The following is a 15,530-nucleotide window of genomic DNA, read 5'->3' on the forward strand; positions in this document are numbered from 1 at the left end:
CATCGTCTTAGAGCACAGCAGACGGTCTGCTGTGAAATGATTTCGTAGAGCGAACGCTCTAACTCAATCAAAACGCACCACAAGGAGGCAACACATGGTGAAAAGAACACTAGGTCTGATCCTGGTCGCTCTGATGCTCCTGCCCGCAGGCGCATTTGCAGCACCCTCGACAGCAGATCTCGCCCGTCAGATCGACATGCTGACCAAGCAACTGAGCGATCTGCAGGAGCAACTGAACGAAGTTCAAGACACAACTTATGACAATGCCGATTCCGTTGAGCTGCTGGAAACCAGCGCTGAAAAATGGGACGAGCACAGCCGCTTTGAGTTCTTTGGCGACTACCGCTTCCGCATGGACTACAGCGACACCGACACCGAAGCATACTGGGGTGCTGGCGAAGTAGCCAGTGCCATGGCAGTTATGGTTGGCGATGGTTTCAGTGTGGACCAAGTTCTCGGCATGATGAACAGCGTATCTGCTGCAGACCGCCAGTTCCTGATGGAAAACTTCAACATCGTTCGCAGCGTCGGTTACAGCATGGATCCTGCAGTTGTTGGTCCGGCCATGATGGCATGGGATCCCGCAGTAGCCACGGGGTATGAAATGACCCCCAAGAACAACTATGAGAATGACATTCTCTACACCAACCGCTTCCGCCTCGGCATGAAAGCCAAGATCTCCGATCAAATGGAGTTCAAAGGTCGTCTGGCCATGTACAAAGCTTGGGGTATGCAGTCTAACCCGACCTCCAATGGTCCTTACTTCATGAACTCCTTCACTGAGATGGATGGTGCGACCACCCGTCAACCTTCCGACAGCATTGTCCGTGTTGACCGTGCTTACATCAACTGGACCGGCATCGCTGATCTGCCGATCTGGTTCTCCGTTGGTCGTCGTCCGACTACCGATGGTCCCCCGGCGCACCTGCGTATGGGTACCGGCAAGCGCATGGCAACTCCGGTTAACTTCATGGACTATGCCTTCGACGGTGCAACTCTGGGTGCCGTATTCAACAATCCCTTTGAATTCATGGGTTACAGCAAAATCCGTTTCTGCTATGGCCGTGGTTTCGAAGCAGGCCCGACCGAAACCAGCAACGAACTGGACGACATGGACTTCGGTGGTCTGAGCTGGGACATCATCAACAAAGGTCCCCGTTTCATGAACATCCAAGCCTTCCTGGCTGCCAACATCATCAACGTTCCTGATGGCGTTACCTTCGCTAACCCGATGGAATTGGCCATGAATGATGTTCTCGGCACCAACTTTAACGGTACCCTGGACCAAGAAAACCTTGGTGACATCTACCACATCTCTACCGTCTACATGGACAAAGCTGCCGACCTCAACTACTTCATCGCAGGTGGTTGGAGCCGCACTGACCCTGATGGTGTTGACGAGATGGGTTCCACCCTGCTCGGTTCCTGGTGGGAAGATCCCGGCCAGAAAGACGGCTACTGCGTCTACGGCGGTGTCCGCTACGACATGGATGACTACGGTCTGAAGTTCGGTCTTGAGTACAACTACGGCACCAAGAACTGGATCTCCATGACTCCGGCACACGACGACATGACTCAAGCCAAACTGGCGACTCGCGGTCACGTTGGCGAAGCGTACCTGATTTGGGACCTGCCTGTTGGCAACCTGCTCAGCAGCAAGACCAAAGCCTTCATGCGCCTCGGCTACCAGCACTACGAGTACGAGTACACTGGCAGCGGCAACTGGCTGGGTGCCCCGGCTGACATTGACGAGCTGAGCGACCCTCTCAAGGCCCAGTTCTTCGCTCCGATCGACAGCATGGACCAAGTTTACCTGACCATGGAAGCGTTCTTTTAAGCTAAGACTTCCAGGTTTTATTTCAATCACTTAAGGAGAAGCAACATGAAAAAAATGATCGTTTTGATGGCTACTGCTGCATTTATCGGTGGCCTGAGCTGCGCTGCTTTCGCCGGTGTTAAAGGCGAAGTTGTTAAAGTACGCGGCAGCAAAGTAACTGTAGAAGTATCCCGCTCTGACGCTAAAGACATCTCTAAAGGCGACAAAGTTGAGATGGACGTTGAAAAAGGTGCTGCTGCAGCTCCTTCCGGCGGCAACGATATGCTGACTGGCTGCTAAGCCTTTCGCGATCATAGCTTGACCCCGAGGCCCGCATCGCAAGATGCGGGTCTCTTTTACGCACATCAATAGGAATACACAATGAAATCAATCAAAAACATCAGCCTTTCGCTGCTGATCGTGCTGCTCAGCGCCACCTGCGTCTTCGCCATTGGCGCCGGCGTTGGTCGTGACGGCACCATCGCAGCCACCAAAGGCAAAGCCAAGACCCTGGCAGAGCTGATCGAGATGTATGACTCGACCGCCTGCATCGACTGTCACGAAGAGATTCACGACGACTGGGCGGCATCTCCCCACGCTCGTCCCATGTACGGCACCGGCCGCACCGCTGCCACCATGATCACCGCTATGAAAAACGGTTTCATGTCCTGGGCGTACTCCGGTGTTAATGGTCCGGAAGACGTTAAGGTTGAGCACCTGATGGGCTGCGCCAAGTGCCACCTGCCGCAACTGGCTGACGCCGAAGACAGCGTTGCCGTTGAGCTGGTTGAAACTCTCAACAGCTGGTATGCCGCTGCCAAAGCCGGCAAAGCTGACGAGCGCGCCAAGTACGAGGAAACTCTGCTGGCCCTCAACATCAACTGCCTGATCTGTCACAACCGCATGGCCATCACTCACAAGTGGACCGACGGTTATCCGCAAAGCGATACCGTTTATGGCTTCAACGAAGGTGAGCACGAAGACGAGCACTTCACCAAAATGAAGGTCAGCCCGATCATGAACGAGTCGATCTTCTGTGGTCAGTGCCACGGTCTCGGCCCCAACTTCGAGCTGGAAAACCCCACCCAGTGCGCCACCCTGTACGGCAGCTACCTGTGGTCTTACACCGCTGAAGGTGGCCACGAGCGTTGCCAGGAATGCCACATGGAGAAATCCGGCCTGGGTCACAAGATCCTGAGCTACAGCGATCCCACCATGCAGGAAATGGCTGTTGACTTCGACGTCGAAGCCTTTGCCACCCGCTGGCGTGATGGCAGCAAGCTGACTCCGAAAACCGTCCTGAAAGTGAAAATGACCAACCGTGCCGGCCACGCAATCCCTGATGGCTGACCGACCCCTAACCGACTGGTTCTGTCGGTACGTGCAACAACTGAAGAAGAAGGGGAAATTTTCACCAAAGACATCATCTACATGCCGACGCCTCAGCAGTTCGGTCGCAGCGACATCATGGGTCGTGGACCTTACGAAAAGAGCGGCATCATCGAAGACACCTGTCTTCCTCCAGGAAAAGAAGTTGAAGAGCGTTTCGACATCTTCTTCCCCACGGATGACGTAAAAAATGCTGCCGGCAAAATGGTACGAGAAACTCTCGAGCGCGAGATGGACGTCACCGTTGAGCTGTGGTACCTGCCTTTCGGCAACAAGCGGACTTCTGCTCAATTGTGGAAAGAGTGGGAAGAAACTATCACGATCAAGTCAGATGGTCTTGGTAGCCCGCGCTAAAAGGCGCTAAAGCAACACTTTAAAGCCCCTGCAGAGATCTCTGCAGGGGCTTTTTTGTTTGTGGGCCTCTTTGATCTTCAGTGGTTCATCATTCGGAGTTGATCGCTCTGGCAAACATCATCCGTTCGCAATTTGGATGCGCACGTGACGTGGGCTGGCAGGACGAAACCCGGCGACCTTGGTCTTGACCTTGAGCTTCAGTGGTTCGTCATTCGGAACTGATCGCGCTGGCAAATTTCATCCGCTCGTAATGTTGGTACGCACGTGACGTGGGCTTCCGCGCCCACACCTCGGGCCACATTTTGCGTCGACAAAAGTGGCGCAAAATCGACTCCCGACCATTGCACCCTACGGGTTCCCTCTCTCCATTCTCTTACACCGCGATGTCGGCAAAACTCGCTAGCGCTCAAACAGGTTGCCGACAACCATCGCGCTGACGTTCATTGCGTTCGGTGCTGCTGAACGGGAGAGCTGGGTTGCACAATAACAAACCCAGACAGGGTGGCACTGCCCACCCGTTTAATCGGTGCCACGGAAGAAATAGAGTGCAACGTCAAACCGTTATCAACGTTTTACGCCAAAAATGATAAGTTGCACGATTCGTCGACCTAAAGGGCGGCGAGCCGAATCTGTGAAGCATCACGGAAGCAGACCCATTGTCGGTGAGTCCAGGTTCAGGAGGTGTTCAAGCTGGCTTTTGCATACTTTTGAGCGGCCTGTCAAAAGTATGTCGGCTGCCGGGACGAAACCCGGCGACCTTGACTTTAATCTTGATCTTTAGTGGTTCGCTATACGGAACTGATCGCGCTGGCAAACTTCATCCGCTCGTAATGTTGGTACCCACGTGACTTGGGCTTCCGCGCCCACACCTCGGGCCACATTTTGCGTCGACAAAAGTGGCGCAAAATCGACTCCCGACCATTGCACCCTTGCGGGTTCCCTCTCTCCATTCTCTTACATCGCGATGTCGGCAAAACTCGCTACCGCTCAGACAGGTTGCCGACAAACATCGCGCTGACGTTCATTGCGTTCGGTGCTGCTGAACGGGAGAGCTTAGTTGCTAAATAACAGGCCACCCGTTTGCGAAGATGGTCTGACGTGACGTGGCTGTAAACATTTTTGGAGAAAGGGGAAAACAAAAAGCCGCTGCCCGACCACCGGACAGCGACTAGATGCTGGCTTACGAGTGTATCACGCTGCTTATTTCATATCCGTCACCTGAACCCAGATGACGGCATCCTGACTGAGTTCTTTGCCCTGGTACTCTTTGTCGCTGCCGACTCCGAGGGCGCAAAAACCCCACCAGCCGGCTTTGGGAAGACCGAAGGTAAACTTGCCGTTCGCATCGGCCTTGATGCCCATGGTGACAAAACTGTCATGCGGTGCTTCGACATACGCTTTGCCCATGGCGTTTTTCTCCAGATCGACGTCATGGTTGAGGTACTCCACTTCGATCTCGGCAAAGGGGACTGGTTTACCGTTACTTTTGACAATGCCGCTGAAGGTAGAACCGGTCCAGATGGAATAGGGTTTTGTCAGCGGAACGATCTCTGCTTTCAGTCCGAGATCCGTGTCCCAATCTGTCGGCGCGCCAGCCACATTGACCATCATTTTTGTGATTTGCTGAATGTAGATCCCCTCTCCGCCTTCATAGTACGGAGCGGGTTGCATGACAAAGACATGGTCGCCCATGCGCCGGGCCTTGTACTGCGACTGATAAGCAGCGCCACTGTTGTGATGACCCTGCCAATTGATCGGATTCAAGGTGTTGAGAAGATCTTTTTTCTTGCCCTTGTTGATGACATAAAACGCTTCGACAGGGTTCTTTTTACCACCCTCCTGCAACCCCATATCCATGGTGTGTTCATCAGCAAATGGATGGGTAAACACTTCACGCAGTTCAATTGTTGTACTGCCATCCAGAGCCGATTGCGGTGTGTAGAGCATCTGGAAATGGGCCAGGGCAGGAGAGGCGGCCAAAATCATGGCAGTGATGCTGAGCAGTAATGCTTTTTTCATGATGATCCTTCCTTGGTTGAAAGTAGATAACACGCTGTTTGCTAAGGAGCGGCTTACTCGACAATGTCCTTACCGGAAACCGTGACGCTGTGACCTTCACCTGCGTGAAAAATCACGGTGTAATCACCCTGCGGTTTTTTGAAATTCACTTCGCTATAGTCATCCATTTTTGTTTTGAGCAGCACTTTGCCCTGTTGTTCAATCCGCACCTCGACGCCGCTGGCGCTGCTGCCGTCGCTGAAGCCGCCTTCGCAGGTGATAGTGCCGTCGCCTTCATCAAAGCACGACATCAGAGCGGTGTGAGCCATCACTGAGGTGGCGCTGAGCAACAGGACTAACAACGTAAAGAGAATATGTTTTTTCATGGGAATAACCTTTCTGTTCATAGGTGAACGGGGTGAATTTATTCTCCGACCTCCCAGGCCGGTTGTTTAGAACGGATAAATGCCAGCAGTACGGCAACGGTGACGACGCTGAGATAGAAGTAGTGCATCATGTCGACACCGCTCCAGCCGAAGCTGCGAGCCATGGTGAAAAAACCTGCCGATAACAGCAGTCCGAGTGTTATGGGGAAGAAGATGGCAAACGTCATCCAGCGGTACGAGCCGGATTGCAGTTTCACCACCACCATGGTGGCAATACACGGCGGTGTCAGGATCATGAAGATCAACATGGCCACGGCATGGATGGGGGTATAGGCACCATCTGAAGCGATGGAGGTTTCGGCCCGTTCCTGTTTGCCTTTTTCGTAGATGGAACCAAGAGTGGCCACGGCACTTTCACGAGCGGCGAAGGAGCTGAGAAAGGCGACATTGACCCGCCAATCAAACCCGCAGAATTGCGTTACCGGCTCCAGAGCGCGCCCAAACATGCCGAGGAACGAGTGGGTGATCTTTTCGTTTTTGATCTCTATCTGCAGTTTTTTGGCAACTTTTGACAGTTTGCGCACTGCCCGGTTGACGGTTTTTTCATCGTGACTTTTGCCGCGGACAATCGGGAACAGATGTGGATTGGTGTTGAGGAAGTCATTGTCGAGAGCTGCAACCGCCTCTTTACTGCTGGTCAGCATCCGCTTGGCCTTGTAACTGTTGTACAGGTTGAGCAGAGTCACCACCTCGTCTTGTTCGTCGACCAACGTGTAAAGCGCGGTTTTCTTCACGTTACGATCAAAGGTCTGCAGGGCCTGATCCGCCTCGGCGCGAAGTTTGGTCATGGTGTCGTCCGGCACACCGGGATATTGCAGCAAAGCAAACAACACCACGGCAACGGCTAGAACTATAGTGACCACCTTTTTGATGTACAGCCACACCCGTTGACAGGCGCGCAGCAGCACCCCTTTGACGGTCGGCAAGTGATAGGGTGGCAGCTCCATAATGAACGGTGCGGTTTCGCGATTGGATAACACCGTTGACGTTAACAGCCGGGCAACGATCAGGGCGATAAACAGGGTGACGGTGGAGATGTAAAACATCATCCGTGTCATGTTGTCGGCAAAGAAGGCACCGAGAAGCAGGGTGTAAAACGGCACCTTGGCCAGGCAGTTCATGTAGGGAACCGTGAGAATGGTCGCCAATCGTGCGCGTTCATCGGCAATCCCTTTGGTGGCCATGACACCGGGCACAGCGCAGCCGCCGACAAGGGCCCCGCCGAGCACCAGCGGCAGGGTGGATTGACCATGCAAACCATAGCGCTTGAAGACACGGTCGAGAATGAATGCCATGCGCGGCATGTAGCCGACATCTTCAAGGATGGCGATCAGAGCAAACAGGATGAAGAAGATCGGCAGATAATTGAGCAGGGCAATTGTGCTGTTGATCATCCATACGCTCAAATCGGTGAATAACGGGACATCAACCATGGCCGGTGGCGGCAGGAAACCGACAATAAAATTTTTGATCGAGGCCAACAGCGGCCAGGTGTAATTGGTCAGTTGATAGCCGGCGACAATAGAGAGTTGGTAGACCAGGTAGATGATCAGGCCGAGAATAGGGAACGCCAGCCATTTATTGAGAATGATCCGGTCGAGCTTGTCGGTGAGGTTGCGCTTCATAGTGGGTGTTTCGCGGACACAGCGGTGATAGACAATGTCGGCATTCTGATAGCGCATGGCGGCAAAGGTCTGATCCACATCAAGGTCACAGCGTTCGTGGATCTCCTCCGTCAGGGATTGGATGGTTTCCGTGGTCAGGCCAACTTTGTCGAGTACCACATCATCACCTTCCAGCGCTTTGATGGCCAGCCAGCGACGAGCAATCGTCGATTCAACGGTAATCTTTTCTTCCAATTGGGCGATGTAGGGTTCGAAGCGGTCATAGTCAATGCGAAACGGACGTGATACCGTTTGCTGACTGGCCCGTTCAATCGCATTGAGAATATCGGCCTTGCCCTTTTGCCGGGTGCCGACCGCTTCAATCACCTGGATATTAAGCAGTTGGGATAACAGGTCGACATTGATGGCGATGTTACGTCGCTCGGCGACATCCATCATGTTCAGCACCATCACCACCGGCTTGCCCAGTTCGAGAAGCTGAAAGGTCAGGTAGAGGTTACGACGCAGATTCGCCGCATCCACCACATTGACAATGACATCGGTGGTTTCATTGAGCAGGAATGATTTGGCCACCCGCTCTTCAAGCGAGAACATACTGAACGAATAGGTGCCGGGCAGATCGACCAGTTGAAAATTGTGTTGATTAAATTTGACCGTTGCTGATTTTTTGTCGACGGTTACGCCGGGATAGTTGGCCACGTGCTGGTTGACACCGCTGAGCATGTTGAAGATGGTTGATTTGCCGCAATTGGGCTGCCCGGCCAGGGCGACATTGATCATAATTGTTCCACCAGAATCATTTCCGCTTCGCTGCGGCGCAGTGAAAGAAAATAGTTTTGAATTCCAATTTCAATAGGGTCACGTAAAGGAGCGTTGCGAATCATCAGAATCTCAGCACCGGGAATAAACCCCATGTTGAGAAGTTTCTGCTTGAGCGCGCCCCCGGCGGAGCAGGCGTGGACAATGGCTTTATGCTGTTCGGCCAGTTGCGACAGCGGGATGGTCTGTTGTGGATTATTGAGGTGGATCATGCTGAACTCCTTGAGTAGCTTCGCTGAGGAGGTATACGGCGAATAGGAACGCATTCTACAAGGTAAGGAGGAAAAGTCTGTGACCGTGGTCACGCATATGGCAGGTTGTTCACGCAGATGGTGAATCTGGTTTGGAACAACATTGGGTGTGTGCGTCTTGGTGCATTCCGATAATTTGCCGGCTGAAAAAGACTTTTGTAGGCCCTTTAGCAAAATCCAAACAAGCGGGTTGCATTGTTTGACATTGCGATACGATTTTACTAAAAATGGTTAGATTTCAATTCAACCAGCGAAACAAGAGGGGGCGTACGTGAAAAAAAATAATTATATTATGGAGCTGATGCTGATTTTGCTTTTGACTCTTTATGGTTGCGGAGATGATTCATCCTCTCGCTCATCACAACCTTCCGAGGTTGATGCAGAGAGTTTTACTCTTCGCGCTGTTGAGCTTTGGGAGGACTACGATTATTCAATGGTCAATCCCGATGGGACGACTGATTCCGACGGCGATGGCGACATTGATGCTGACGATGCTGTGGTTTTTGTCGAAACATTTCAAGAAATGGGTTATTCCGTGCCGCCAACAACGGTCCAGGGTTTGTTTGACAATGAATATACCAGTAATGGCTATGCGGAAGATGGATCCGATCCGGATGTTGCTGTTAATGACTTCAGCTACACTCTTGCCTCCAGCGTCACGCAAGACGATTTAAAAAACATGCGTTGGGAGTTGTTGTCCGTCGGCGACATCATTTTCATAGATTATGATAATGACTTCGTCTGGGATAATGCGGCGATTTACCTGGGGGCTTATGGCGAATTTGACCATGCGGCTTTTTTTGTGTCGGATTACTATGATAAGGCTCTGGTCGTTGATCTGGATTGGGATGAAGAGATCATCAACTTGGATATTTCGTTTGGCTATAGCGCGGTAAGGACGCCGGATTACGAAAATATTTCGGCAGATCGTTTGTAAATTTCTTTAGCGACAAATCAGACCACGAACGGCCACTCAAAATCATTGAGTGGCCGTTCGTTTTTTCAGGGTGTTCCCGACTCTTATTCCATCGGGTGCGTCTCTCTCCAATGGGCGCGAATATCCTCCACCACCATATACAACACCGGCACCAGCACCAGGGCGATCAGAGTGGCAAACAAAATGCCGAACCCCAGCGAGATCGCCATGGGGATCAGAAACCGCGCCTGACGTGAGGTTTCGAAGATCATCGGTGCCAGACCGAAGAAGGTGGTCAGGGTGGTGAGCATAATCGGCCTAAAGCGCTGCATCCCGGCGGCCAGTACAGCATCGTGCGGATTTTCCCCTTTATGCAGACGACGGTTGGCAAAATCGATCAAGACCAGTGAATCGTTGACCACCACGCCGGACAGCGCGACAACACCGAGCAGACTCATGATACTGAGACTGTAGCCCATGGCCAGATGGCCAAGGGTGGCGCCGACCATACCAAACGGAATGCTGATCATGATGATGGCGGGCTGGATATAGCTGCGGAACGGAATGGCCAGCAGCAGATAGATCAACAGCAGCGCCAGCAGCAAACCGGACACCAGCCCCTGAAAGCTCTCCTTCATGTCGGCCTGACGACCTTCGTACGACAAGCTCAGCCCGGCATAGCGATTGAGCAGGTCGGGGATGGTCTCCTCTTCCAGGGCGGCGATGACCTGACCGGCCTGGGGGCGTGGCGTGACATCGGCGGTGACGGTGACAATGCGTCGACCGCTGCGGCGGTCAATGGTGATGTAAGCGCGACCGCGTTTGATCTCGACAGCATCGAGTAGCGGAATTTCAATGCCCTCACTGTTGCGCAGGATCATCTGCTCCAAATTGTATTCAGAGATGCGCTCTTTTTTAGGCAAGCGCACGACAATGGTGATCTCGTTGCGCCCGCGTTGCTGTTTGAGGACATCCGCGCCGTCATAGGCGTTGCGCACTTGCCGGGCCACCTCAGAAGCGGTGAGGCCGAGACTGCGCGCCGCCGGTTTCAGGGTGAAATCGAGTTGCTGTTTGCCTGGGGCAAAACCGTCGTCAATATCTTTGACCTGGCTGTAGCTTTCCAATGCCGCGGCCAGCTCCTCGCTGGCGTTTTCAAGCACCGACAGGTCACGATGGCTCAGTTCCATGGTTAGCGCGGCTCCGGAGCCGGGACCGCCGGAGTCCGAAGAAAAGCTGATCGATTCAACGCCGACAAATTCACCGCTGCGTTGACGCCATAGCTTGGTGAATTGATCCGTCGACATGGGACGGATTTCAGCATCGGTGAGATAGACGCGGATGCGTGCCTGGTGGCTGCCGCTGCGGCCAAGCTGGCTGAACGTGCCGACGGCCAGTTGGTCCCCGCCGTTTTCAGCAATGATTTCATCCGCCGCAGACATGATCTGGCGGGCGATCTGTTCCGTGCGCTCTATGGGCGCACCGTAGGGCAGGGTGACGGACGCCTGGGCATAATCCGACTCGATTTTCGGAAACATGCTCATGCCCATCCGGCCGCTCTTGACATAAGCAATGGTGACCAGCAGCACAGCCACGGCAATGGCGATAGTGATATAGCGGGTGTGCAGCACCTTGTCGAGGAACGGGCCGTAGTATTTCTCAATCATTCGGGTGAAAAAGGCGCTGAAACGCTGCTGTCGCTCATGCAGCCAAGCCATCGGACCTTTGCGCTTGTGGCGATCATTAAGGTGGCCAAGGTGGGCCGGCAGCACAAACAGCGACTCGACCAGAGAGATGGCAAAGACGCTGATAACCACCACCGGGATGGTCATCATGATCTTGCCCATGGTGCCGGGAATAAAGTACAGCGGCATGAACGCCACAATGTTGGTCAACACGCTGAAGGTGACCGGCACGGCCACTTCACGCACCCCGGCGATCGCCGCCTGGACAAAGGGCAAGCCCTGCTGGCGGAATTTATAGATGTTTTCACCGACGACAATGGCGTCATCAACCACGATACCGAGCGCGATAATAAACGCAAACATCGACACCATATTGATGCTGACTCCGGTCATGGCCATCATCAGAAAGGCGCCGAGAAACGAAATCGGAATGCCCATGGTGACCCAGAAGGCCAATCGCGTTTCGAGGAAAATACTCAGCAGCACCAGCACCAGCGCCAGACCGAGAAACGCGTTGCGCGATAACAAGTCCGCCCGTTGTTTAAAGATCTCAGAACGGTCCTTGACCGCTGCCAGCTTAATGCCGGGCGGCAGGTGCTCGTCAAATGCCTCCATCTGGGCAAATACGGCATTGGCAACGTCGATAGGGGTCTGTTCTCCAATGCGGTAGATCTCGATCATCAGGGCGGGTTTGCCGTTGTACTCCGCGCGATAATCGGTGTCTTCAAAGCCGTCCTTGATGGTGGCCATCTCGCCGAGCCGGACAATGCTGCCGTCGTTATTGCTGACCACCGGCAAGCTGGCAAATTGCTGCGCCGTGTCGCGTCGCTCCTTCATGCGGACCAGCACTTCGCCAGCGTCGGTTTTGATGCCGCCGCCGGGAAGATCGATGGAACCGGCGGCGAGGCGGCTGGCCACTTCACCGGTGGTCAGGCCGTAGCGACGCAAGGTTTGCTGGGGGATCTCAATGGAGATCTCCAGATCAGGCACGTCCTCCAGCTCCACCTGGGTGATGTTTTTGTCCTGCAACAGGAAGTCGCGCAACTGTTCAGCCACATTGCGCAGAACGATCTCGCTCTGGTCGCCGTATACGACGATTGATACCACGTCGCGTTTGCGGCTTAGAATCTCCACTTCCGGCTCTTCGGCATCGTCGGGAAAGGTGCTGATGCGATCCACTTCGCTTTCGATGTCGCTGGCCAGTTTTTGCAGATCGGCACCGAGCAGCAGCTCGACGGTGACGACACCAACACCTTCCCTGGCGCTGGAGGTGACCTCATCCACACCGTCGAGGCCCTGTACCGCCTCTTCAATGGCGAGGATGATTCCCTGTTCCACCTCTTCGGGGCTGGCACCGGGGTAAGGCACGGTCACTGTGACGATATCGGTGTCAAACTCGGGAAACACCTCCTGCTTGATCTGGGTGGCAATGAGCAGGCCACCGATCATCAGGATCAACATCAGCAGGTTGGACGCCACCGAATTGCCCGCCATCCAGGCAATGGCCCCCCGTTCTTCACCGGGGCTACGAAACTGGTCGCTCATCGGCCGGCCTCGTCACCGCTGGTTTGGGCCTTCGGCCGATCAAGGCGCAACGGCAGACCCTCGACCGGAGCAGCCAGATCGCTGGTAACAATCAGTTCGCCGGCAGAAACGCCGGAGGTCAGATAAAAGTATTCCTTATCGCGCCAGGCGATTTGAACCGGGCGAATATGCAGTTTTTTGTCTTTGGCCAGCCACAGATGGCGGTTGTCGTGGATTATCTGGCGTGGCACCTTGGTGGCTTCAGCGAGGGTACGGCCAAGAATGGTCACCTCAACATAATCGCCAAGTAGCAACGGGGTGCGTTGGGCGACCGGATGGCCCAGATCAAGCGGGTCACTGATGCGTACCAGCAGCCGTGCCATACGGCCTTGGGTTTCCAAATCGGCGAGCAGCCGCAGAATGGTTCCTGTGCGGTTGCCGGCAGCCGTGGTGATTTTCACGTGAGAGCCTTGTGTCGCGTTGTAGTCGGGGATCTCAATCCATGCCAGAGCCTGCATCGGCACGGACAGTTCCACCCAGAATTCGTCGGTGGCGACCAGAGTGGCAACCGTGGATTGGCTGCTGAGCTGGCTGCCGAGATCAACGGCTTTATCAATCACCAGAGCATCAAACGGCGTGGTGATGATGGTGCGTTGCAGATCAATGCGCGCTTTATCAACGCCGGCTTCGGCGGCGCGCACCTTGGCCTCAGCTTTCTTCAGGTGGGGTTCACGCAGGGCCAGCGCAGGAGGGAGGTTCGTCTGCCCACTGTGCTCCTGCTCGAACAGTTGCCATTCGCGGCGGGCCACTTCCTGCAGCCCCTCTTCAATGGATAAGGCATAGCGAGCATCGGCCAGGGCCGCTTGCTGTTCGGCCAGGGCAACCTCGTAGTCGACCGGGTCGAGGGCCAGCAATTCCTGACCTTTGGCGAGCCGTTTGCCGAGATCGAAATTGTCATTGAGGCGAATCACTTGTCCGGAGACTTGCGCCTGAAGGTCGACCTTCCGCGAAGCGACCACCTGTCCGGCGGCGGTAATGGTCACCTGATGTGCCTGTGGTTGGGCAGGCATTACGGAAACCAGTACCGGTTTTTTGACTTTGGCCTTCTTTGCAGCTTTGGGCGCGGTTTTAATCAGATAGCTGGCCGCAAAAAAGCTCGCTGCCAGAATGACAACGATAATCAGAACGCGCAACCACACCCGCTTGTGCGGCTTGGGTGTGGAGGCAGCATGGTGATCCGGCATGTTGTCCATAAACTCGGTCCTTTTATGATTGAGTTTTTGTAAAAAAGGGGTCCTCGCTTTTCTACAAATCGCTTTTTAACGGGTTACTTTCAAAAGCGTACAAAATTGTCGGGTGCCGACCATTTTGCTCGCCTATCCATAGGCTTCACGAGCCTTTTGCCGAGGCTCTATTGCAACCTGTTTTGACTGTTTGTGGTTGTGCCGCCGAGTGCCCGATGCAGGGCAACGCGGGCCAGCAGTTTGTCGCGTTGTTTCTGCACCCGTTCGCGTTGCAGGGTGTCTACGGACAATTTGACGATCAGGTAGGAGAGATAGTCGTCATCGCCGTTCAGATAGCGAATATAGGCATTGTCCAGCGACTGGTGGCGGCGTTCAATCTGTTGATCGACGGCAGCGAGCTGTTCGCTGATTTTGCGCTCATCAAGCAGGGCGCTCTCCACTTCGTTGACCGCAGTGATCACCGTCTCTTCGTAGGCTGCGAGCAACTCGTCGGCTTCGGCGCGAGCGCGGGTTACTTTGGCACGGCGCGATCCGGCATCGAAAATAGGTCCGGTGACACTGGCAGCAAGGTTGGCCAGCCAGTTGTCAAACAAATCGGCGAACCGGGTGCTGCTGTAACCGGCATCGGCGCTGAGCCTCATCGCCGGCAGGCGGTCGGCGCGGGCGGCGGCAACCAGCCAGTCACCTTTGTTAAGGCGCAGTCCTGCGGCACGCACATCAGGCCGATAAGCCAGAAGGTCGGCAGGAACGCCCACAGGAGGTAAGGGCGTCAGCGCCGGGAGTTGTTGTTGGTTTACCTGGATATCAGCGCCGGGAGCCAATCCGCTGAGCAGACACAAATCGTAACGATATTGGCTTAGATTCTGTTCCAGTTCCAGGCGGCTTTGCTCAAACTGGTGAAGTTCCTGTTGGCGTTCCACCAGGTCGCTGCGGGTTGCCTGGCCTTCGAGGTAGCGCAGTTGGGTCAGTTCAACGATGTTGGTTGCTGTTTTGATCTGACGTTCAATAATGGTGTATTGCTGTTGCAGGGCCACGCTGTTGAGCCAGTTGCCGGCAATCTCACTGCTCAGGGTGATGCGGGCGGTGCGCCAATCCTCTTCTGTGGCCTGCTGCTCACGACGCTGGGCGGTTGTTTGCGAACGGATACGTCCCCACAGGTCGATTTCGTAGCTACCGACCAGTCCCAGGGCGAAGCTTTCCGTACGGGTGTGCTGATCGTCTTTATACTGGTGTTGATGGCTGGCATTGCCGTTATAGTCGAGGCTTGGCCACAGATCGCTGCCGGTGATGATGGTGGTGGCGCGCGCCTGTTCAACGCGCGACCACGCCTGGCGCAGGGTAAAATTGCCGCTGAACGCGGTGGTCATGAGCTGATCCAGTTCATCGCCGCCGAGCTGTTGCCACCAGGGATTTCTTGATGTGGCGCTGTCGGCGGATAAAGAGTATATGTGGTCGGCAGAGACTTG

At 54.5% G+C, this 15,530-nt stretch carries 11 protein-coding genes; 4 read left to right on the forward strand and 7 right to left on the reverse strand.

The annotated features are described in order from the left end of the window. Positions 1 to 94: 94 nt before the first annotated feature. The 3 genes from DACE_RS14565 (at position 95) to extKL (ending at position 3,559) form a co-directional block, all read left to right on the forward strand. A complete protein-coding gene (locus tag DACE_RS14565) occupies positions 95 to 1,837 on the forward strand; it encodes a DUF3373 family protein (protein ID WP_006002476.1) in 1,743 nt (580 codons plus the stop codon). Positions 1,838 to 1,882: 45 nt separating this feature from the next. Further along, a complete protein-coding gene (gene extJ / locus DACE_RS14570; protein WP_006002477.1) occupies positions 1,883 to 2,116 on the forward strand; it encodes a selenite/tellurite reduction operon protein ExtJ in 234 nt (77 codons plus the stop codon). Positions 2,117 to 2,197: 81 nt separating this feature from the next. Then, positions 2,198 to 3,559, forward strand: coding sequence for a multiheme c-type cytochrome (seleno)protein ExtKL (gene extKL, locus DACE_RS14575; protein ID WP_272940876.1), 1,362 nt, complete (start codon positions 2,198 to 2,200; stop codon positions 3,557 to 3,559). A gap of 1,200 nt (positions 3,560 to 4,759) precedes the next feature. Here the strand turns inward: extKL and DACE_RS14585 are convergent. The 4 genes from DACE_RS14585 to DACE_RS14600 are packed head-to-tail and all read right to left on the reverse strand — an operon-like array spanning position 4,760 to position 8,659. Beyond that, complete coding sequence (locus tag DACE_RS14585; protein ID WP_006002479.1) at positions 4,760 to 5,578, reverse strand: DUF4198 domain-containing protein; 819 nt, start codon at positions 5,576 to 5,578, stop codon at positions 4,760 to 4,762. Between the two features lie 53 nt (positions 5,579 to 5,631). After that, positions 5,632 to 5,943, reverse strand: a complete 312-nt coding sequence (locus DACE_RS14590; protein ID WP_006002480.1) for a hypothetical protein — start codon at positions 5,941 to 5,943, stop codon at positions 5,632 to 5,634. Between the two features lie 38 nt (positions 5,944 to 5,981). After that, positions 5,982 to 8,408 (reverse strand): ferrous iron transport protein B, encoded by a 2,427-nt coding sequence (gene feoB, locus DACE_RS14595; RefSeq protein ID WP_006002481.1) that lies wholly within the window; start codon positions 8,406 to 8,408, stop codon positions 5,982 to 5,984. Then, complete coding sequence (locus tag DACE_RS14600; RefSeq protein ID WP_006002482.1) at positions 8,405 to 8,659, reverse strand: FeoA family protein; 255 nt, start codon at positions 8,657 to 8,659, stop codon at positions 8,405 to 8,407. Before DACE_RS14600 ends, feoB begins: the two co-directional genes overlap by 4 nt. A gap of 310 nt (positions 8,660 to 8,969) precedes the next feature. On the opposite strand from DACE_RS14600, the gene DACE_RS14605 reads away from it, so the two are divergent. After that, on the forward strand, positions 8,970 to 9,635 hold the full coding sequence (locus tag DACE_RS14605) for a hypothetical protein (RefSeq protein WP_006002483.1): 666 nt from the start codon (positions 8,970 to 8,972) through the stop codon (positions 9,633 to 9,635). Positions 9,636 to 9,718: 83 nt separating this feature from the next. Here the strand turns inward: DACE_RS14605 and DACE_RS14610 are convergent, their stop codons facing one another. The 3 genes from DACE_RS14610 to DACE_RS14620 form a co-directional block, all read right to left on the reverse strand. Further along, positions 9,719 to 12,841: an efflux RND transporter permease subunit gene (locus tag DACE_RS14610; protein WP_006002484.1), complete on the reverse strand. Its 3,123-nt coding sequence runs from the start codon at positions 12,839 to 12,841 to the stop codon at positions 9,719 to 9,721. Further along, positions 12,838 to 14,073: an efflux RND transporter periplasmic adaptor subunit gene (locus DACE_RS14615; RefSeq protein ID WP_006002485.1), complete on the reverse strand. Its 1,236-nt coding sequence runs from the start codon at positions 14,071 to 14,073 to the stop codon at positions 12,838 to 12,840. Before DACE_RS14615 ends, DACE_RS14610 begins: the two co-directional genes overlap by 4 nt. A gap of 158 nt (positions 14,074 to 14,231) precedes the next feature. Beyond that, positions 14,232 to 15,530: efflux transporter outer membrane subunit (locus DACE_RS14620; RefSeq protein WP_006002486.1), on the reverse strand; the 1,299-nt coding region annotated here is incomplete at its 5' end.

It is taken from the genome of Desulfuromonas acetoxidans DSM 684, assembly GCF_000167355.1.
GTDB lineage: Bacteria > Desulfobacterota > Desulfuromonadia > Desulfuromonadales > Desulfuromonadaceae > Desulfuromonas > Desulfuromonas acetoxidans.